At 45.6% G+C, this 20,522-nt stretch carries 15 protein-coding genes; 12 read left to right on the top strand and 3 right to left on the bottom strand.

Annotated elements, in window-relative coordinates:
- The first annotated feature begins 188 nt into the window (after window positions 1-188).
- A complete protein-coding gene (locus MHB71_RS18795) occupies window positions 189-1,901 on the top strand; it encodes a methyl-accepting chemotaxis protein (RefSeq protein WP_340027241.1) in 1,713 nt (570 codons plus the stop codon).
- Window positions 1,902-2,242: 341 nt separating this feature from the next.
- The gene (locus MHB71_RS18790; RefSeq protein ID WP_340027240.1) at window positions 2,243-3,220 is read left to right on the top strand and encodes an RNA methyltransferase; all 978 of its coding nucleotides are present in this window, start codon (window positions 2,243-2,245) and stop codon (window positions 3,218-3,220) included.
- 339 nt (window positions 3,221-3,559) lie between these two features.
- On the opposite strand, the gene MHB71_RS18785 is transcribed toward MHB71_RS18790, so the two are convergent.
- Window positions 3,560-4,516 (bottom strand): D-2-hydroxyacid dehydrogenase, encoded by a 957-nt coding sequence (locus tag MHB71_RS18785; protein ID WP_340027239.1) that lies wholly within the window; start codon window positions 4,514-4,516, stop codon window positions 3,560-3,562.
- Between the two features lie 207 nt (window positions 4,517-4,723).
- Between MHB71_RS18785 and thpR the strand changes: the two genes are divergently transcribed.
- Window positions 4,724-5,326, top strand: a complete 603-nt coding sequence (gene thpR, locus MHB71_RS18780; RefSeq protein WP_340027238.1) for an RNA 2',3'-cyclic phosphodiesterase — start codon at window positions 4,724-4,726, stop codon at window positions 5,324-5,326.
- A gap of 130 nt (window positions 5,327-5,456) precedes the next feature.
- Window positions 5,457-6,314, top strand: a complete 858-nt coding sequence (locus tag MHB71_RS18775; protein WP_091015454.1) for a cell wall hydrolase — start codon at window positions 5,457-5,459, stop codon at window positions 6,312-6,314.
- Between the two features lie 275 nt (window positions 6,315-6,589).
- Here MHB71_RS18775 and MHB71_RS18770 read toward each other — a convergent pair whose 3' ends face one another.
- Window positions 6,590-7,804 carry a UDP-N-acetylglucosamine--LPS N-acetylglucosamine transferase gene (locus tag MHB71_RS18770; RefSeq protein ID WP_047841963.1) on the bottom strand — a complete coding sequence of 405 codons (1,215 nt, stop codon included), beginning with the start codon at window positions 7,802-7,804 and terminating at the stop codon, window positions 6,590-6,592.
- Between the two features lie 382 nt (window positions 7,805-8,186).
- On the opposite strand from MHB71_RS18770, the gene MHB71_RS18765 reads away from it, so the two are divergent.
- The 4 genes from MHB71_RS18765 to MHB71_RS18750 all read left to right on the top strand — a co-directional run bounded on the left by MHB71_RS18765 (window position 8,187) and on the right by MHB71_RS18750 (window position 16,913).
- Window positions 8,187-8,768 (top strand): TetR/AcrR family transcriptional regulator, encoded by a 582-nt coding sequence (locus MHB71_RS18765; protein WP_036611349.1) that lies wholly within the window; start codon window positions 8,187-8,189, stop codon window positions 8,766-8,768.
- 206 nt (window positions 8,769-8,974) lie between these two features.
- Window positions 8,975-11,257, top strand: coding sequence for a YhgE/Pip domain-containing protein (locus MHB71_RS18760; protein WP_100530033.1), 2,283 nt, complete (start codon window positions 8,975-8,977; stop codon window positions 11,255-11,257).
- 671 nt (window positions 11,258-11,928) lie between these two features.
- A complete protein-coding gene (gltB, locus tag MHB71_RS18755) occupies window positions 11,929-16,527 on the top strand; it encodes a glutamate synthase large subunit (protein WP_339182679.1) in 4,599 nt (1,532 codons plus the stop codon).
- Between the two features lie 230 nt (window positions 16,528-16,757).
- On the top strand, window positions 16,758-16,913 hold the full coding sequence (locus tag MHB71_RS18750; protein ID WP_017690128.1) for a hypothetical protein: 156 nt from the start codon (window positions 16,758-16,760) through the stop codon (window positions 16,911-16,913).
- Between the two features lie 97 nt (window positions 16,914-17,010).
- Here the strand turns inward: MHB71_RS18750 and MHB71_RS18745 are convergent, their stop codons facing one another.
- Entirely contained in the window at window positions 17,011-17,379 is a 369-nt protein-coding gene (locus tag MHB71_RS18745) for a helix-turn-helix transcriptional regulator (RefSeq protein WP_036668894.1), read from the bottom strand.
- A 378-nt stretch (window positions 17,380-17,757) separates the two neighbouring features.
- Here MHB71_RS18745 and MHB71_RS18740 point away from each other — a divergent pair, with 378 nt between their 5' ends.
- The 4 genes from MHB71_RS18740 to MHB71_RS18725 all read left to right on the top strand — a co-directional run bounded on the left by MHB71_RS18740 (window position 17,758) and on the right by MHB71_RS18725 (window position 20,522).
- A complete protein-coding gene (locus tag MHB71_RS18740; protein ID WP_127551237.1) occupies window positions 17,758-18,162 on the top strand; it encodes a hypothetical protein in 405 nt (134 codons plus the stop codon).
- A gap of 155 nt (window positions 18,163-18,317) precedes the next feature.
- A complete protein-coding gene (locus MHB71_RS18735; protein ID WP_036611338.1) occupies window positions 18,318-19,076 on the top strand; it encodes a CpsB/CapC family capsule biosynthesis tyrosine phosphatase in 759 nt (252 codons plus the stop codon).
- A gap of 38 nt (window positions 19,077-19,114) precedes the next feature.
- Entirely contained in the window at window positions 19,115-19,864 is a 750-nt protein-coding gene (locus MHB71_RS18730; protein ID WP_076327310.1) for a Wzz/FepE/Etk N-terminal domain-containing protein, read from the top strand.
- Window positions 19,845-20,522, top strand: coding sequence for a CpsD/CapB family tyrosine-protein kinase (locus MHB71_RS18725; RefSeq protein ID WP_036611333.1), 678 nt, complete (start codon window positions 19,845-19,847; stop codon window positions 20,520-20,522). The genes MHB71_RS18730 and MHB71_RS18725 overlap by 20 nt, the downstream gene beginning before the upstream one ends.

Raw genomic sequence — 20,522 nt, 5'->3', positions numbered from 1 at the left:
TTGTCAAGATTCAACAATCTTTTACAAAATCAAGCATCTTAATGACAAAATAATGTTATAATACTTTACGTCTATTTTCCTATCGATATAATATAGAGAAGTTCTTTTGACAAGAGGTCAAAAGAAGGGAAAACAGTGACATAAGCACCTGAATTCGGGATGACCGAAGAGGTCAAGGGGGAAATCATATGTTCAGCAGATTTAAGATCAAGAGTATCGGTCTGCGTATCAGCATCGCGTTCTACTTGTTAATCCTCTGTTTAATTATTTTGAGTGTCACGATTGTCACCCGGATGAATTCAATTGAAACCAACACGAATGAAATTACGAACAATTGGATGCCATCAATCCAGCAAATTAACCGTTTAAATTATACCACAGAGCATGTCCTGTCACTAAGTTATCGTCACTTTGACGCGGAAGAAACAGACAAGGCATTTTTGTCAGAAGAGCGTACCAAGTATATTCGTGAAACGACGCAGGCGATTAAAATCTATGATCAGCAGGAGAAGTCTGCGGAAGAGCTCGAACACTGGAATGCGTTCAAGAACAAATGGGAAGCGTATCTCAAGATTAATACGCAATCGATCAAGCTGAGTGATGAGGGTCAGACACAGTTGGCGAAGGAAGTAGCTGATAAAGGTGCTGATTCCTTTGACACCATGCAAGTCGATCTTGATTATCTCGTGGAATACAATCAGGAACAGTCCAATCTTGCGGCGGCCCAGACGATCAGATCAGTGCAGGATGGTAGATTAATCATCATTATCGGTGTTCTTGTCATGATTGCCATTACAGCGATCAGCATTCCGATTATTCGTTCACAGGTCGTGAAACCACTGCTACGTGTCATTAGTGCGGTGAAACTGATTGCAGAAGGACAATTGAATGTTCAGGACATACATACCAAACATGAGGATGAAGTTGGTGTTCTGGCCAAAGCGGTGAATGACATGAAAGGTAACCTGACTTCCATGGTTCTGAGCGTCAGACGAATTGCGGAAGCTGTTAATCTACAAAGCGGGGAACTGGCAATATCCTCAGAAGAGGTTAAGATTGGTAGTCGCCAGATTGCTGTGACCATGGAAGAGTCAGCCAAGGCCGCAGAGAGCCAGGCAGAGACAGCCATGGAATCAGCCCGTACGGTTGAAGTGTTGAATGATCACATTCAGAATCATACGGAACAAGGCAGCCAGTTGCGCGTCATGTCGGATCTTGTACTGGAGCAAGGGTTGAATGGTCGCAAGGTGATGGAACAATCAGTGCAGCAGATGCAACAGATTTCCGGTTCGGTCTCTGCTTCCATGAACAAGATGGAACGGTTGAATCGTAAAAATGAAGATATTTCCAAGCTGGTTCAGGTCATTCATGACATTGCACGCCAAACCAATCTGCTGGCATTAAATGCCTCCATTGAGGCAGCGCGTGCGGGAGAGAGTGGACGCGGATTCGCCGTAGTGGCATCAGAAGTGAGGAAGTTATCTGAGGCTGTGCAGACTTCGGTTGAAGAGATCACGGCGATTACCGAGGATATTCAGCAGGAGTCACAAGGGGTGGTTGCGGAATTACGTACGAACGTTCAGGAGACCGAACTGGGTCAGGAACATGTGCTTACTTCAGGTCAACTCTTCCGTACAATTAATGAATCGGTGGAAGGCATGGTTGGTGTCATCAGCACTATGACAGATGGACTGGCAGGCATGCAGGAAGCAAGCGGACGAATGAATGATTTTAGTCAGCAGATTTCCGCTGTTTCGGAACAATCGGCAGCGAGTGTGGAAGAAGTTTCTGCATCGGCGGAAGAGCAAGTAAGTTCCATGGAAACGATTAGCGGCAACATTCAAAGTCTGAAAGAATTATCGGAAGATTTGCTTACATCCATTGAAAAATTAAAAATATAACCTTGTTCTTATAATAGAAGAAGCTGGAATCACGCAGGCGGCTAATGGTGAGAAATCAGTATAATATATGAGCTGTTGGCCTATAACGTTTACTGGCAAGAACGATTAGATTTCCAGTGTTATAATCTCAAAATAAAGTAAGGCGTTCCTCAACAATGGGAACACCTTATTTTTTTTCTGTCCAAATAGATACGTGCAAGGAAATGGGTAGTTGTCTAGCAGTCTAACATTGTATACAATGACTACCTGAAGCAAACGTATGAGTCGTATTTGATATGTCTTCAATGAGCTTACTATTTATATAGAAGAAACATGATTAATGAAGGAAGGAGAGGGGAATTTTGCCTGATGAAACACTTGGTATGTACGCTACTTCTGGGAAACACCTCTATACCTTTGCTTGCCACGAGAACGAGCAAGAATTATGCATGCTGGAGCTGAATACGCTACTTGAACCGAGTTCGGAGATCCCTATGGATATGGGGTCGTATGTGTGGTCTGAACGATGTATTCCACCTGGACGCAGTCCTTTTATCCATGGCAGACTGGACGTGATCGGGGAAGGGGGCAGCGTGACTGATCTGCTTCCTTTTGCCAGAGATATTCATCTGTTGCCAGAAGAGACATTTAAGGTAGTTTGTCTGAAAGAAGGGGATCAAGCCCCTGATTATGCACAGTCTCGTCAGCTGGAAAAAGAAGTTGGCATGTGCATTAAAGGCAAGGCACAGATGAAACAACCTAAGGTGACTTTCGGCCTAATCCGAACAGGAGAAAAATGGATCTTGGGCCAGTGGACAGAAGCGGATCGATCATGGCAGATTCACCGGCAGAAGCCGCAAAATTACTCAACTGGATTTGGCATTACACTTGCGAGAGCGCTGGTTAACATTGCTGTTCCGAGAGTAGAAAACCATCGGTTGCTTGATCCATGCTGTGGTATGGGAACGGTTGTCATTGAGGCTTTATCCATGGGAATTGATGCAAAAGGTAACGATCTCAATCCGCTGGCTGTCCGAGGTGCGCGTATCAATCTGCCGCATTATGGATATGATTCAGATCGAATCACACTGGGGGATATGAATGAACTGCAAGATTTGTATGATGCGGCAATTCTGGACATGCCCTATAACCTCTGCTCTGTACTTCCAGATGCTGAGCAACGAGCCATGCTGGAGAGTTTGCGCAGATTGGCAAAACGAGCAGTGATTGTTTCCACAGAGTGGGTAGAAGAGCACTTGTTGGAAGCGGGATGGACTGTAAAAGAGTACCGAACAGTACACAAAGGCACGTTTATACGTCATATTTGGCTATGTATGTAAGCGTAAAAAAACAAAAGCTCTACCTCTGAGGAAATTTCCAGAGGTAGAGTTTTTTTATTGCTTATATATCAATTGAACTAACCATTTACAAAGAACGTAGAGGACAGAAATAACCTGAAGAAGTGGAGCTAAAAGCTTTCTGTAAGAAAGCTGCATCGGAAGCATACACTTCACCTTTATGCACAGATTTTCACCTTATAAAAGTGAATTAAAAAAATCTGGGAATAACAGTGATCGGAAGGTTGTTCTGTCATCGAAGTTGCAAGTGTAAGTATTCTTTAGTTCCATTGGTATCGTTGAACTGATTTGCACAATATTGCATGGGAACGGGTGTTTGTGTTAATATTTATGACTATAATCCACAAGGTTCAACGGAAGGGTATCGCCAGCGACGTAAGCTTCCAGATTTTTGACGAAAATATCGACTGCTCGATCCGCGTATTGCTCTGTACTTCCTGCGATATGAGGCGTAATTAACACGTTATCCATGCCCCATAGCGGGTGGTCTGCAGGAAGAGGTTCTTCTTCGAACACGTCCAGTGCGGCGAAGGCAACTTGGCCGTTTTGGAGTGCATTCAGCAACGCTTCCGTTTTCACACTGGGGCCACGGCCTACATTGACGAAGCAGGCACCGGATCGGAACTGCTCAAATGCAGTTTGATCATATATATGTTTGGTTTCATCAGTTAGCGGTAAAATGTTAATTACATAATCGCCCTGGCTCAAGGCTTCATGTAAACCGGTCATGTCGTACATTTGGTCCACATTGGGGACATCCTTACCTGAGCGGCGAACTCCGATCGTACGCATGCCGAGGGCTTTGAGAATACGGGCTGTTTCCGTGCCAATCTCACCTACACCAACGATGACCGCTGTTTTGTCATGCAGTTCCGGCAGTGGTTTGGCAGGAGCTTTCCATTCGGCCTGCTGTTGATGCAGCATAGCTTGTCTCAGCCAGCGACTGTGGGATAACATCATGCCCAGAATAATTTCGGTGATTGGAATCGCGTGAACTCCATTTGCACTGGTGACCTGAACGTTCTTTTGTTGCAAATCTGCGAAGGGGAGATTGTCCACACCAGCAGACCAGACCTGAACCCACTTCAACAGGCTATCCTGTTTCAATGCATGTTCTGTGACGAGTGGGGACCAGCCGAGAATAATCTCAGCTTCTTTCAACTCAGCGGGGTCCAATTCCTTGGCTTTTCCGAATTTCAGGGTGTATCCTGGTGCAGTATTCTGAATTCGTTGTTGCTGTTCTTCGGATAGAGATGGAAAACATACAATTTTACCCATAATGTGTGGTCCTCCTGAGATAAATAGTTTGATGAGTTTGATGATTAAAGTGTATCAGATTTGGTGTTGGATGTGCATTAAGGTGGGAAATGCAGGAATCTAGCCTTATTTGCAAATGGTTATATTTGTGTCACTCTATACTTACCCAACTTGAAACGATATCTATAGTTATGAAATAATAGAGCGAACTTTAGAGAGGTGTATGCAATGAATAACCAATCACATCAGGATCATTCATCCCGACGGGAAAGATTGTTTGTAGCCATTCGTCTTCCTGTTGCTGTTCAGCAGTCTCTTCAGATGGATGCGAGGCTTGTACAGAACAAGCTAGATTTTCGTAAATGGACAGATCATAGAGATTATCATATAACCTTGCAATTTCTGGGGGATACGTTAGTTAGTGACATCGGGCACCTGCGAAAAGCATTGCGCTCAGCAACAAGCGGATTACAGCCGTTTGAACTTCAGCTTTCCGACTGGGGCACATTTGGACTTAAAGAAGCACCTAAGGTGCTTTGGAAAGGTGTTAGCGGAGAGATAGAGTACTTGTTTTCATTGCAAAAACAAATCGTGCAGGCGACTTCGCCCCTGGGGTATGAAGCTGAATTAAGACCTTATGCTCCCCACATTACCATTGCCAGAAAATATCTGGGACAGCTTCCAGGTAATGAAAATAAAGGGATATCTGGAGTGCTTCCGGAACATTCCACAGGTGTTAATTCATGGATGGTGGAGGACATTGTACTTTATGTGACAAGGCTGGGACAATCGCCAATGTATGAGGTCGTGGATACGTTCACTTTTTCCTGATAATCATTTTTATGCCATAAAATCACATTGACATAACGTTTATCCCTATGTAATATTAGCCATCGTTATTCAAATTCTTTTTTTTGGGTTACTTAGTTAAGGGAATTGTTTCGACAGGAGGAATCTTCGAATGAACATTATAAGCAAAAATCGTTGGGTAGCACCGATGTTATCAGTGCTGCTTGTATGTATAGTGGGGGTAAATGTCGTTCAGGCGACGGGGAAGTGGAATGAAGCTAGTGATAGTAAACAGATGACCGAACTTGCGGCTTCTGGGCAAAATAACCAAACATCTACGCAAGAAGAGAGGCGCATGATGGAAGATGGGACAAGTCTGTCCTCTAATCTGTCTGCCCAAACCGTAGCGTGGACTGAATCTCTGCCAGCGAAGAACTGGCTTACGACTGCTCAAGAAGAGCAGGAATTGCAAGAAGCCAAGGCCAAGAACAAAGCTAGAGCGGTAGCTGCGGCCAAAGCCAAAAAAGAAGCTGCACTGAAATTGGCCAAAGTGAAACGTGCCAAAGAAGTCGCTGCTGTAACAACTCCCCCCCAAAAACTATACTTTACACGGACCAAACTTCTGAACCAGGAAGATTCGAAACTTGCAACCTGGTCATACAGTGTGTCCGATAAAGAACTGCATCTGCTGCAAAAAATCGTCATGGCAGAAGCGGAAGGTGAACCGTACGAAGGCAAAGTGGCAGTTGCCAATGTTGTCTTAAACCGGCTGCGGTCAGCCAATTTTCCCGATACCATTTACAAGGTCATCTATCAGAAATCCCAGTTTAGTCCTGTAGCGAACGGACGTATGAAACGTGTGGTTCCCAACGAGGACAGCATCAAAGCAGTGAATGCTGCGTTGAACGGGAAGAAGGAAGTTGCCGATGATACGTATTATTTCTTATCATTGACGCTTGCCGACGATCTGACAGTTGCTCGCTCGCAGAAAAAAGTAAAAACGATCGGTCATCATACTTTTTACAAGTAATCGACCCGTAAATTCTGCAAACAGGCAGGGTAGTTAACTGTGTGTGCTTCACACGGCCCTTGAAAAAGCCTGAATCGTAGTTTTATTTCGTTATTAAAAAATATCGTTATACTCTAAATTACCCTTTTTTCTGCCAAATCATACGGTGGAATTAGTGAAAATGAAAGAAGGTTCCCTTCCAAAAATTCGGAAGGGAACCTTCTTTGTATATCGTGAGCAATTGTCTTGTCCCCTATAACACCTCGTGAGAGCTGTCCTATAGGTCCGTAGAGGCATCAGAATGGTATTCTGGTACCTGACAAGGACGTGGCAGTAATTCCGGCTGTGAAGCGCTCCAAGGAGGTTGTTGTGACTTCGGCTGTCGTCGGAAACAATAAGTCATGAACAGCTTGAGCACAGCACTTCGGATCATAGACCGAATGGTTACCTGAATGATGCGCTACGTTCAGCGGGCTTTCAGTTTGAGTAGATGCCTGCTCCACTAGTTGTCTGAAACGATTGGTGATCACGTCGGCAGAGTGAATGACGTGGCCGTATCCGGCTTGTACAAAGTATTCACAGTTCTCTTCCTCTTGACCTGCAATCGGAGGAATGAACAACATCGGTAGACCCTTGGCCAACGCTTCAGTGCATGTCATGCCACCTGGCTTCGTAATCAGCACATCGGATACATCCATCAGTTTGCTTACTTCCCGTGTATATCCCAGAATACGAATATTCGGGTGCTGGAAGCAAGGCATTTCCTTCATTTTTGCGATCATTTTTTCATTGCTTCCTAGACAGAAGACCAATTGAACACGATCTGCCCAAGACGTGAGAGCTTTCATATGATCCTCATCAAACGAAAGTCCCCATCCACCACCCATAAGTAGCGCTGTAGGCATGTTCTGAAGCCCCATCTCTTCCCGTAGCTTCACTTTATCTCCAGCTTCCCAGAAGTCTGGATGCACAGGGATTCCCGTGATCTGAATATGGGAGGGATCTACACCCCGGATTTCAAGCAATGCTTTGACCTGAGGGGTAGAGACCAGATATTTGTTCACTTCCGGATTAATCCATGTTCCGTGCACGTCATAATCCGTCACGACCGTATAGAGCGGGATATTCAGACCCTGGCGTTTGAGCCGGGAGATGACAGCATTCGGAAAAGGATGGGTACAGATCACCGCATCGGGTTTCAGTTGGGATACGACCTGTGCCGTCTGTGTATAGAAAATTCGGTGCAACGCCAGCTTGGTAAAACCATTTAATGATTTATTGTACTGTGTGCGGTACAACAGGCTGACCAGTTTGGGTTGAACCGATAGTGTCTTTCGATATGCAGAGAAAATTAGTGGAGCTACCGTTGGGTTCAAAAATTTGCCTAGTTCAATGACACGACTGTGAACATGTGGACTGACTTTTTTGATGCCATGTGCCAGCGCATGAGCGGCCTGAGTGTGACCGGTACCGAAACCTTCCGATAATAAGAGCACTCTTGGTTTTCGCATGAGTTCACCTTTATTCATAAGTTTTAATTCAAAATGAAGATATTCATTGTTTATTCTAGCTATGGAATGCGTTACTACATGAATATACATTGAAGCACAAAATCATGTTTCTTCTATGAATATTTACACCATATATCATACAATGAGACAACTTAAACTTCATTATATACACGTATTATCTGAGTCATCTTACACTATAGACGACGACAGAAGGAGTTTCCACTGCATTTAGGTTAAAAAATATTAACACAATTTTTAAAATGTTAGGGTTGCAATCTGTTTTCGAAGGTGGTATTGTAGTTTTTGACCGAATGACTGAATTGTATTTCTGGTCATTTATGTAGAGCGATTGAACAATGAATGTGATTAAAGGAGGGATTAGATGGCTCCGATTGACAGGAGACAGCAGGTTATTCATGCAGCAGCCCAGTCGTTTGCCATGTTTGGATACAAAGCAACGACGATGGATCAGGTCGCCAAGATTGCGAACGTTGGCAAAGGAACGATCTATACGTTTTTCACCAATAAGGAACAATTGTTTGATCAGATCCTGGTAGAAGTGATTCAGGAAATGAAGAACATCGCGCATCGTGAAGTACATCAGGAAAGTGCATTTTTCGATAATCTGTTTCGGGTACTGGATGCCTTGTTAGAGTTTCGTCGTGATCACGATCTGCTCGTTAAGTTATCTCAGGAGCTGAAGGACTTTGGAACACTGCAGGCCAAGGAAGGCTTGGACAAGGTGGAGAAAGTAATCTCCGACTTTCTGGCTAAGGAGCTTGAGAAAGCAAAAGACAATGGAGAGATTCGAGATTGTGATCCGCAAGTCGTCGCATTTATGATGATTCGCCTGTATATTGCACTCACCTCAGACTGGAGCAAACAACATCAACCGCTGAGCAAAGAGGAAATTAAGACTTACTTTCGCCTTTTCTTAATGGAAGGAATTGCTGCTGTAACGTAATCCGAATTTAATCTACTATAATATAAGGATTTTCACGCGTATCAAGCAGGGAGGCTTGTCGGAAGACAGGTTGTTTTTTTGTCCTAAAGTGACCGTTTGAGGAAAGTGGTCACTTCGTGTTTCAGTATGTTTTCTGGAATGCGACATTGTATTTCATTATGGTTATTCCTGCTCATGGAGCAGAGAGATTAAGGGGAGAAAATGACATGAAATCTTTATCCGTGTTTTTCAAGGATGTGGGATCGGCCGTGAGAAACCCGAAGGTGTTGATCCCTGTTATTGCAATTATGTTTATACCGATCCTGTATAGTGGCATCTATCTGGCAGCCTATTGGGACCCGTATGGTCATGTGGATGAGATGCCGGTTGCCGTTGTTAATTTGGATAAAGGTGCTGAGCTGGAGGGCAAATCCCTCCATGTAGGTAGTGATCTGGTGGATGAGCTGAAGAAAAATGCCGATTTTAAATGGGATTTTGTCAGTGCCAGTCAAGCCAAAGAAGGCATGAGTAATGACAAATATTATATGCAAATTACGATTCCGGAGAACTTCTCATCTCAGGCAACAACATTGCTGGATGACAAGCCGGAGCCGGCTGATCTGATCTATGAACCGAATGGCAATTACAGTTTTGTTGGTGCACAGATCGGTAAGACCGCTATTAAGGACCTGAAAGCAAAAGTCTCAGCCAAAGTAACGGAATCCTATGCAGAAACATTGCTCGACAAGTTCTCCGAAGTATCGGATGGCTTGGCTGAAGCAGGAGATGGGGCGGGTGAACTAAATACCGGCGCAGGCAAACTGGATGATGGTGCTGTTAAGCTCAAGGATAACCTGGCGAAGCTTGCATCCGGAACGCTTGAACTTCAGGAAGGACTTTCTCCATTAAGTGATGGTGTTAACGCGCTGCACACAGGGGCAACCAAACTTGAAAGTGGAACATCAAATCTTGTATCCGGTCTGCAACAGCTTCAGGCAGCTGCTTCGAGCCAGCTTCAGAGCGGAGCAGATCAGTTGAAGGATGGTAGCGCCAAGTTGGAAACTGGACTCCAGTCTTCACTGGATGGCACAAGTAAGTTGCAGGCTGGTCTGAAATCATCAGAACAGGGCAGTGCGAAGCTGTCGGATGGTCTGCAAAGTGCTGTTCAGGGCAGTGGCACTCTGGCAACAGGCCTGCAATCGGCTGTAGATGGCAGCTCCAAGGTTGCTGATGGTGCACAGGGTGTAGCCGCCGGATTGAAACAGCTTGCTGCATCGAACCCCGAACTGGCTGAAAATGCGGATGTACAGAAGCTGCTTGCAGCAAGTGAAGCTGTTGCTGATGGCAGTGCACAACTGCATGAGAGCGAGCAGAAGCTGGCACAAGGTGCAGATCAGCTGCATCAGGGCAACCAGCAACTGGCTGCGGGTGCAACCGAGCTTCATGGAGGTCAGGAGCAACTTCTTGCTGGTGCGAACCAGCTGGTGGATGGTCAGAAACAATTGCTGGCTGGTGCAGGGCAGCTTAGTCAAGGAGGAGCGAAACTCTCCGATGGTCTGAAGCAGTTCAGCGGCAAATTGGGTGATGCTGCAAGTGGCGGTACATTGCTTGCAGATGGTGCCAAGCAGCTGGGCTCAGGAACAACAGCTTTGCAAACGGGTGTAGGTAAACTCAGTGGTGGCGTTAGTTCACTAACCGATGGTTCCAAGCAATTGGGTGATGGCGCGGGCAAACTGGCTGACGGCCTTACTGAGCTAAAAGATGGCTCGAGTGAATTGGAAACCAAGCTGAATGATGCCGCACAGAAAACATCCGAAGTTAAGAAAACGGATGATGTAGTGAACATGTTCGCTGAACCGGTAAACTCCTCGGAGAATACAGCAGAGAACGTGAGTAATTATGGTACAGGATTGACACCGTTCTTCCTGTCGATCGGTCTATTTGTGGGATCGTTGATTTCCACGATTGTATTGAAAATGCGGGAAACGTCCGTACCTGGTGCAACAGGCTGGAATCGTTTTGTCAGCCGGACACTGGTATTTGGGTCCGTGAGTATTTTCCAATCGGTTATCGTGGCAAGTTTCATGTTATATGGTCTTGGACTGGAGACGCACAGCGTAGGGTTGTTCTACCTGTTTACCATTATTACGGGGCTGACCTTCATGTTGATTGTTCAGGCACTTGTAACCTGGCTGGATCTGCCTGGACGTTATGTTGTCATTCTGCTGCTGGTCTTCCAGCTTGCGGCTAGTGCAGGGACCTTCCCGGTAGAACTGATTCCATCATGGCTTCAGGCATTTAGCCCTTGGTTGCCAATGACACACAGCATTATGGGCTTTAAAGCCGTGGTATCGAGTGGTAATCTGGATGTGATGTGGCATCAGGCAGGTATTCTTAGCATCTATGCAGGTGTATCCATTCTGCTGACGCTTGCTTACTTCCTCTGGAATGGCAGACGTCCGAAAAAAAAAGTCGAACAGGCTGATTCTGGTCAAGTTGTGACGGCATAAGTCGAACCTGATCTTCAGCAGGGTCATATTATTGAAAAAAACTTTATTTTCTTGTAGTGAAATTATGCAATATAGTAGTCAAATAGTGCAAATAGCCTGTGACCCCAAAAAGGGGTTGCAGGCTATTTTGTATACAAATGCATAGAGAAGTAAAGTTTCGCTGGCTTAAGCAGTGAAAATTTAGTGGAATTATGGATAAACGTAGGCGGCACATGGAACGATTTTCTTCTGTCAGCAATTTAATTCAGTTGTACTCTGGCTTAAAAAGTGTATAATTATTCGAAAAAGAGATGAATTTAAACGTCACTACTGTAAAGCTGTACTGCAAAACATTTCTTATCAGAGGTATTAAAAAGTTTAAATTGCGCTGATGTTAGGTCGGTGTTAAAATAATAGAACTATATCAAAAAAACGTCGCTCCATTTCAGTAGCCGTGCCAGCGGTTGCGTGTTGATTTATACAGGCTGTTTGCCGGATCGTCCGGATCAGCTCATCTCATTTAATGGCTTCTGCCCAATAGCAGGCATTATTTTTGACAGTCTCATGCTGTCACCTCTTCTATCTAGCAGGCTCTATCGCAAGCGAAAGGCCAGCTCCTCCCGTTTCATTGTTGCCTGTTGCCTATGTTCTTGATCTTTCCGAAATACTTCATTATAGAAAGGTTGCGTTCCATGAGACACATCGGATTACCTCCAAAACAGGGTCTGTATGACCCGCAGTTCGAAAAAGACGCATGCGGAATGGGTTTTGTTGCCAACATCAAAGGAGTACCTTCACACGATATCGTTAGTCAGGCACTGACCATGCTTAGTAACATGGAACACCGTGGAGGACAGGGAAGTGAGCCGAATTCCGGTGACGGAGCAGGTATCCTGATTCAGATTCCACATCGCTTTTTTGCAGAGGAAGCGAAACGCCTTGGTTTTGCATTGCCTGAACAGGGATTCTATGGCGTAGGGATGTTGTTCCTTTCCCAGGACCCTGCCATTCGCAGTGCGCATGAAGAGAGCCTTAAGAAGATTATTGAAGAAGAAGGTCAGACGTTCCTGGGTTTCCGGGATGTTCCTACTTTTGATGAAATGCTTGGCCGTTCTGCGCTTGCAGCAAAACCTTATGTACGTCAGGTGTTTATTGGAAGATCCGCAGATGTGAAGGATGAGCTTGGATTCGAGCGTAAGCTGTATGTTATTCGCAGACGCGCTGAGCTGGCTATTCGTTATTCGGCAGATGAAGCAGAAGGTGGTTCGTTCTACCTTCCGAGCATGTCTTGTCGCAAAATTGTATATAAAGGCATGCTGACAACTGAACAAGTTGGCGGGTTCTATCTGGATCTGCAGGAAGAACTCGTGGAATCGGCCATTGGACTTGTGCATTCCCGTTTCAGTACCAACACCTTCCCAAGCTGGGAACGTGCCCACCCGTATCGTTTCATGATCCACAACGGTGAGATCAATACGATGCGTGGTAACGTGAACTGGATGCATGCACGGCAATCCTTGTTCGAGAGCGAGTTGTTTGGTAACGACATCGCGAAAGTAAAACCGGTTATCAATCCGGACGGTTCGGATACAGCCATGTTTGATAACACGCTGGAGTTCCTGTATCTGAGTGGTCGTTCCCTGCCACACGTGGCCATGATGATGGTTCCTGAACCTTGGAGCACGGATGAGGGCATGGACCCTGCCAAAAAAGCATTTTATGAATATCACAGCACGATGATGGAGCCTTGGGATGGACCAGCAGCAATGGCCTTTACAGATGGTTTGCAAATTGGTGCAACACTTGACCGTAATGGATTGCGTCCAGCTCGTTATTATGTAACCAAGGATGACCGTATTATCCTGTCCTCCGAAGTTGGGGTACTTGATATTGCGCCGGAAGAGATCCTGTACAAAGATCGTCTGCGTCCAGGTCGGATGTTGCTTGTGGATACACAAGAAGGCCGCATCATCGCGGATGAGGAAGTAAAAGCAATCATTGCAGCCGAGAATCCGTATCAGGATTGGCTTGATGAGCATTTGATGGATCTGAGCGAGTTGCCGGAAGCACCGGAACTTCCTGATCCAAAACATGATAACGTGACCCAGCTTCAGCTGGCATATGGTTATACATTTGAAGAACTGCGTAAAATCCTGGAGCCGATGGCAACAACAGGTATGGAAGCTACGGGTTCGATGGGGTATGATGCACCGCTGGCTGTGCTGTCGGATCGTCCGCAGCGTCTGTACAACTACTTTAAACAAATGTTCGCCCAGGTAACCAACCCGCCAATCGATGCAATCCGTGAAGAGATTGTAACGTCTACGGCAACAACCATTGGTCCTGAGCGCAACTTGCTGAACCCTGAACCGGAGAGTTGTCGCCAGATCCGTCTGGATACACCGGTATTGTCGAATGAAGACTTTGCGAAGATTCGCCATGTGCGTCGCCCAGGCTTCCGCTCCATGACGATTCCAATCTTCTTCACCGCTGCGGAAGGAGCAGAAGGACTTCGCAAAGCGATGGATTTGCTCTTCGAAGCTGCAGATCGTGTCATCGACAAAGGTCATAACATTCTGATCCTGTCTGACCGCGGTGTGGACGCAGAGAATGCTGCCATTCCTGCATTGCTTGCTGTAGCAGGTCTGCATCACCATCTGATTCGCCAGGGAACCAGAACCAAAGTCAGCATTATGCTTGAATCGGCAGAACCGCGTGATATTCACCACTACGCGTTGTTGCTGGGTTATGGTGTAAGTGCGGTGAACCCTTATCTGGCCTTTGAAACGCTGGATGACATGATTCAGCAAGGGTTGTTGCGTGGTATCTCGCATGAGAAAGCAGTGAAAAACTACATTAAAGCAGCTACCAAAGGCGTTACTAAAGTGTTGTCCAAAATGGGGATTTCTACGATTCAATCGTATCGTGGAGCTCAAATCTTCGAAGCGGTAGGTCTGAAATCAGACTTCGTTGACCGTTACTTTACCTGGACACCTTCCCGTATCGGTGGAATTGGGTTGGAAGAAGTGGCAGCCGAAGCGTTGACACATCATAACCGTGCCTTTACGGAAAAAGACGGTAACGATAAAGTATTGGATTCCGGTGGGGATTATCAATGGCGTAACGACGGAGAAGAGCATCTGTTCAATCCGCAAACCATTCATACCCTGCAACATGCGGTACGCACTGGGGATTACAAGCTGTATAAAAAATATTCCAAGCTCGTGCAAGGTGAGAATGATCAACTGTTGACCATTCGCTCCATGCTGAAGCTGAAACCGGTGGGAGCTTCCATTCCACTCGAAGAAGTTGAATCCGTAGAAGATATCATGCGTCGTTTCAAAACAGGTGCAATGTCCTTCGGTTCGATCAGTAAAGAAGCGCATGAAGATCTTGCCATCGCTATGAACCGTGTTGGAGGTAAATCCAATACCGGTGAAGGTGGGGAAGATCCGGCTCGCTTCATTAAAGATAGCAACGGGGATTCCCGTCGCAGTGCGATTAAACAGGTAGCATCCGGACGTTTTGGTGTTACATCCAACTATTTGGTTAATGCCGATGAGATTCAGATTAAAATGGCACAGGGAGCTAAACCAGGTGAAGGCGGACAGCTACCAGGACGTAAAGTGTATCCTTGGGTTGCTGAAGTTCGTGGATCAACACCGGGTGTAGGTCTGATCTCGCCACCACCGCATCACGATATCTACTCGATCGAAGATCTGGCAGAGTTGATCTATGACTTGAAAAATGCCAATCCGCGTGCTGAGATTAACGTGAAGCTTGTATCGGAAGTGGGCGTGGGTACCATCGCAGCTGGTGTAGCCAAAGGCCGTGCCGATATTATCCTTGTCAGCGGTTATGACGGAGGTACAGGTGCATCACCACAAGGTTCGATTCGCCACGCAGGTATGCCTTGGGAACTGGGTCTTGCAGAGACACATCAAACGTTGATGTTGAACAATCTGCGTGACCGTGTTGTCCTCGAAACAGATGGCAAAATGCTTAACGGCCGTGACCTGGCGATTGCTGCCTTGCTTGGAGCAGAAGAGTATGGATTCTCTACAGCACCGCTCGTAGCACTTGGCTGTATCATGATGCGTGTTTGTCAGATGGATACCTGTCCGGTTGGTGTAGCGACACAGAATCCGGAATTGCGTAAAAATTATATGGGTGATCCAGCTCATGTGGTTAACTTCATGCGATTTGTTGCTGAAGATGTGCGTGAGATCATGGCTGATCTTGGTTTCCGTACTATTCAGGAGATGGTCGGACGTACAGATTGCCTCGAAACGGTAGAAGCCGTAGATCACTGGAAGAAAAAAGGTGTGGATCTGTCTGTATTGCTGCACGTGCCTGAAATGCCGGAAGGCTCTGCACGTTACCGCACACAGCATCAGAATCACCAATTGGAAGAAACGCTGGATATGCAACAATTGCTGCCACTGGCACAGTCTGCTATTGAATCCGGGCAACCGGTTGAAGCGGTGCTTCCAATTACAAACGTTAACCGTGCAGTAGGTACCATTTTGGGTAGTGAGATCACACGCAAATATGGACTCGCAGGATTGCCGGAAGATACGGTTAAATTCAAATTTGTCGGCTCTGCCGGACAAAGCTTTGGGGCCTTTGTACCTAAAGGTATGACCTTGACCGTTGAAGGTGATTCCAATGACTACGTAGGTAAAGGATTGTCCGGAGGTAAACTGATCGTGATGCCTTCTCCGAAAGCAACGTTTGAGGCGGAAGATAACATCATTATCGGTAACACGGCTCTCTACGGAGCAACAAGCGGCGAAGCGTATATCCGTGGTATTGCGGGTGAGCGATTTGCTGTACGTAACTCGGGCGCCAAAGTAGTCGTTGAAGGTGTAGGCGACCATGGTTGTGAGTATATGACAGGTGGACGTGTCGTTGTACTGGGCGATACAGGTCGTAACTTTGCAGCAGGGATGTCCGGAGGTATTGCCTATGTGTATGATCCGGAAGGCACATTCCTGAAACGTTGTAATCTGGAAATGGTTCTTTTGGAACGTATCGAAGATGTGGCCGAAAGTGCAGATCTGCGAGGCATGATTCAACGTCATGTTGCCAACACAGGAAGTGCTGTCGGTCAGCGCGTTCTGGATAACTGGCAAGATGCGCTGAATCAGTTCGTTCGGGTTATTCCGAAAGACTTCAAACGTATGACAGAACAGATCGAACGGATTCAGGCAACAGGTTTGACTGGAGAAGCAGCGCTGCTTGCAGCGTTTGAAGCGAATATGCGTGAACTTGCACGTGCTGGAGGTTAATAACTTCCTTGTTCCAAGGTGTAAGTGCATGAACAGGTTGTATTAAGAATAATAGGAGCAATATGGTTGCCATTCCGGCACCATATTGCTCCTATTTTGCTTTCGACAAAATTAGAACCCCATCAAAAAACGTTATCGCCATGAGACGACAACATCGAGGAACTTTCTCAAGTATAATAAGGCTAGTTTTGGAGGGCAGGGAAAGTATAAAGATAAGAGAGGTTAGCGGAATGAATATGAAGCATCCAAACAGGGACGATCGTAGGCCGACAGGTAAACAAGTCGAAGCAACCCAGATGGACATCATGAAGGTGTTACTGCAATGCGGAATCGACCCGGAGCGTTGGAACCATTTCGTATCCTCCGTCAACAACAAGCGTCCTTGACACAATAGACAAGCATGGAATGAAAAAGAATTAAGACACAAAAAAAGCCCAGAAGCCAGAGAGGTTATCTCTCGGGAACTGGGTCCTCTTTTCGGGTTTAGTCCATGCTGCGTTCCATTCGGACAAATGCAATAAAACGACGTGCCTCTTCTTCTGTTAAAGACTTCCCATCAATCATCAGATCAAAGCGTTCTAACACTTCTTTGTCCGATAACTCCAAGGTATCCACGAAATCACGTACGTCTTCATCCATCACGACATCACTTTGCTTTGTACGTCCTATAAGATAATCAATAGACACATCAAAGATATCAGCAAGTCTCGTTAACACTTCGAAATCCGGTTTACGTCGATTCTTCTCGTAGTGGGAGAGAGCAGCTCTTGTAATATGAATGGAGCTCGCAAGTTCTTCTTGAGTAAGTCCCCGCTGTTCCCGTAATTCCGCAATGCGATTTCCGTAGCTCATAAGCTATTTCCCCCTGAACGACATCAAATATATATTGAAACAATCCTGAGCCAAGTGTTTGATCAGGGCAGCTTTCCTGCAAAAGAGTAACTCCTCATGTGTTTCCTTTAACCCATTTCCATTTGTAAATAGGTCTGTCTAAGGACATCTCAAATTGTCGTAAATCAAAAGAACCATGTCCAAATACCGCTTGACATGATACGTATTGTATCGTAAATTGGACGTATGGAGTTACAAAATGTATCATTTGGAATATTTTAAGTATCTCCTGATTGCCTGGACCATATACCTGTGAGAAGGAAGTGGAGGCAGTCCATGTAGGCTAATCCATTCTAAAGGAATGAAACCATGTATTCAATAATTCAGGAATGGGCTGATATGAAATTAAATGTCCATATGTACATTCAGGAGTTTCACGGGAAAATGGTAGACCGCAAAAGACGCCCTGTTCTGTTACTTGGAATGGACACTCAAGCAATCACCTTCCTGAGCGACCTGAACTTGCCGGTATCATCAGAAATGCTCATTGGTTTGGATGTTGAAGATCAACATGTATGTGTACGACTTCACGCAAGGTTGCAATGGAAACAGCCCTTCGGAGAGCTCACAATGTATCATTCAAACTTGCATATTCAGCACGAACAGAAACTATATATAACTGGACAGTTAAACACAATGCTTACTGAAGTTCAGTTTCCCGCGGTTTCCCGTTTTCAGTATGAAAAGGCAACAGAACAAAAGGCTCTGCAAGAACCCTATCATTACATTGATTTCACCATATAATTCCAAGTCGATTCTTAACATTTTCTGAACAAAACATGTACTTAACGCCATTTTACTATATTTCATAGCGTTATGCATTAGTTCTTTAACACCAAAAGCATTTGCGCAATGAATAAAGGGGCGAGGGGGCTCATACTATTTCAGGAAGTTTGGATATGGTTGAAATGCACTGCCACATATTATCCGGCCTAGATGATGGTCCTGTTCGAATGGAGCAGTCCGTTGCGATGGCTGAGAAGGCGGCAGCCTCAGGAATTACCTCCATTATTGCTACTCCGCATCACCTGAACGGGCAATACAACAATGAACCGATGGTGGTCAATCAGGCCGTGAACCTGCTCCATGCAGAACTTCGCAAACGTAACATTCGCCTGGAGATCCGTCCCGGACAGGAGATCAGGGTGCATGACAACCTGATTGGAGACTTATATGCAGGAAAGTGCTGCACACTCGCCGGAAGTCGTTACATGTTGCTGGAACTACCCTTTGGTCATATTCCCTCACAGTTCCCCAGGATACTGCATGAATTACGAATAGCGGGAATTACCCCTATTATTGCTCATCCGGAACGTAATCGCGTCATTTTGAAGAAGCCAAAGTTGTTGGCTGATTACTTGAGTCAAGGCGGACTATGTCAGCTCACAGCTCAATCTTTCACTGGGCTTTTCGGACGGAAAGTTCGGCAGTGGTGTTTTCATTTTTGCAAAGAAAACGGGTTTCATTTCATTTCATCAGATGCACATGATACGTGCAAAAGGACATTTGCCATAAGTGAAGGAGAGCGGGCCATCGAGCGTCGATTTGGAGCTGAAGCCGTTAAGCGGCTGGCAGAGAATGCGTCGCACATTCTATCAAATTCGTGTCTGGTCACAGAACGCTGGAAACCTCGCAAATGGCTACTGTCCATCTGGTAGTTACATAGGATAGATCACAACGTATAGGAGGAATGAAAGTGGAACTGAAAGGATATTTTCGACTCTTACAAAAGAAACTGTGGTTGATTGTTGCAATTGCTTTGATAGCCGGTGTGGGTGCAGGGGTCAAAAGCATTTTCTTCACCCAGCCCATCTATGAGGCAAGTTCCAAACTGATCGTGAACCAGACCTCTAACGTTCAAGGCCAGGCGATGATGGACTTCAGCATGATTCAAACCAATATCAAACTCATTAACTCATACAGAGAAATTATTAAATCTTCAGCCATTATGGATAAAGTCGCTACCACGTATCCGGACCTAGGCTTAACCTCTGCTCAGCTCATGAATAGCACTTCCGTCTCTACAGCCAGCGAATCCCAAGTGATGAGCATAACTGTACAAGGGACTACCTACGAAAAAGCCGCAAAAACGGTCAATGCCATCTCCAACGTGTTCCAATCTCAAATCCCCCTAATCATGAAAATCGATAATGTGGCTATCCTCAGTGAAGCAAAAGTGGATAGTAACGCATCTCCAATCAATATGAAAACCACATTAAGCATCATTGTCAGTCTGTTCGCAGGTCTTGTGCTCGCCATTGCACTTGTATTCCTGATGGATTATCTGGATGACACATTCAAATCCGAAGCCGAACTTGAAAAAGAGCTGGGTCTGCCTGTGCTTACCGTGATATCCAAAATGAAAAAAGACGATCTGAAAAATACGAAAAATTACGTATCTCAACAGAAAGTGGGGGATGGCAAATATGTCGCGGCTAACCAATGAAAATAACAGTCTGGTGACCTATTTTAACTCCAAATCTCAGATCTCGGAGGGATACCGTAAATTACGGACGAACATCCAGTTCTCCTCAATCGACAGTCATATCAAAAAAATCATGGTGGCTTCCGCTGAATCCGGCGAAGGCAAGACCACAACCATTAGCAACCTGGCGGTAACCTATGCCCAGGAAGGCAAAAAAGTTCTGCTGATCGATGCGGATCTGCGTAATCCTTCCTTGCACCAGGTGTTTTCCGTACCGAATCATATCGGTCTTAGTAGTGTGCTATCTAATCAGTACAGTGTGGAAGACGTGCTTAGAGAGAGTTATATCGACAATCTCCAATTGTTCACTTCTGGCCCAATTCCGCCGAACCCTTCCGAGATGATCGGTTCCAACCGGATGAAAAGGCTGATTGAGAAGTTAGAGGATCAATATGATGTCATCATGTTTGATACACCGCCGGTGCTTGCGGTAACGGATGCACTCATTGTGAGTTCGCTGTGTGATGGTGTGCTACTGGTCGTGAACTCGGGCAAGGTCAAGAAGGAACTGGTGAAGAAGACCAAGGCTGCTCTGGAGCATGTGAATGCACGAATTCTGGGCGCAATCCTGAACAATATCAAAAACGCTGCAGTTCCGGTGGGCTACGGAGAGAAGTAA

The organism is Paenibacillus sp. FSL H7-0940 (assembly GCF_037979415.1).
GTDB lineage: Bacteria > Bacillota > Bacilli > Paenibacillales > Paenibacillaceae > Paenibacillus > Paenibacillus amylolyticus.
This window is presented reverse-complemented; position numbering and strand designations above follow the sequence as displayed.

Coding starts and splice junctions, on each gene's coding strand:
- MHB71_RS18795 (WP_340027241.1), top strand. CDS start 189: ATGTTCAGCAGATTTAAGATCAAGAGTATCGGTCTGCGTATCAGCATC.
- MHB71_RS18785 (WP_340027239.1), bottom strand. CDS start 4,516: ATGGGTAAAATTGTATGTTTTCCATCTCTATCCGAAGAACAGCAACAA.
- thpR (WP_340027238.1), top strand. CDS start 4,724: ATGAATAACCAATCACATCAGGATCATTCATCCCGACGGGAAAGATTG.
- MHB71_RS18775 (WP_091015454.1), top strand. CDS start 5,457: ATGAACATTATAAGCAAAAATCGTTGGGTAGCACCGATGTTATCAGTG.
- MHB71_RS18770 (WP_047841963.1), bottom strand. CDS start 7,804: ATGCGAAAACCAAGAGTGCTCTTATTATCGGAAGGTTTCGGTACCGGT.
- MHB71_RS18765 (WP_036611349.1), top strand. CDS start 8,187: ATGGCTCCGATTGACAGGAGACAGCAGGTTATTCATGCAGCAGCCCAG.
- MHB71_RS18760 (WP_100530033.1), top strand. CDS start 8,975: ATGAAATCTTTATCCGTGTTTTTCAAGGATGTGGGATCGGCCGTGAGA.
- gltB (WP_339182679.1), top strand. CDS start 11,929: ATGAGACACATCGGATTACCTCCAAAACAGGGTCTGTATGACCCGCAG.
- MHB71_RS18750 (WP_017690128.1), top strand. CDS start 16,758: ATGAATATGAAGCATCCAAACAGGGACGATCGTAGGCCGACAGGTAAA.
- MHB71_RS18745 (WP_036668894.1), bottom strand. CDS start 17,379: ATGAGCTACGGAAATCGCATTGCGGAATTACGGGAACAGCGGGGACTT.
- MHB71_RS18740 (WP_127551237.1), top strand. CDS start 17,758: ATGAAATTAAATGTCCATATGTACATTCAGGAGTTTCACGGGAAAATG.
- MHB71_RS18735 (WP_036611338.1), top strand. CDS start 18,318: ATGGTTGAAATGCACTGCCACATATTATCCGGCCTAGATGATGGTCCT.
- MHB71_RS18725 (WP_036611333.1), top strand. CDS start 19,845: ATGTCGCGGCTAACCAATGAAAATAACAGTCTGGTGACCTATTTTAAC.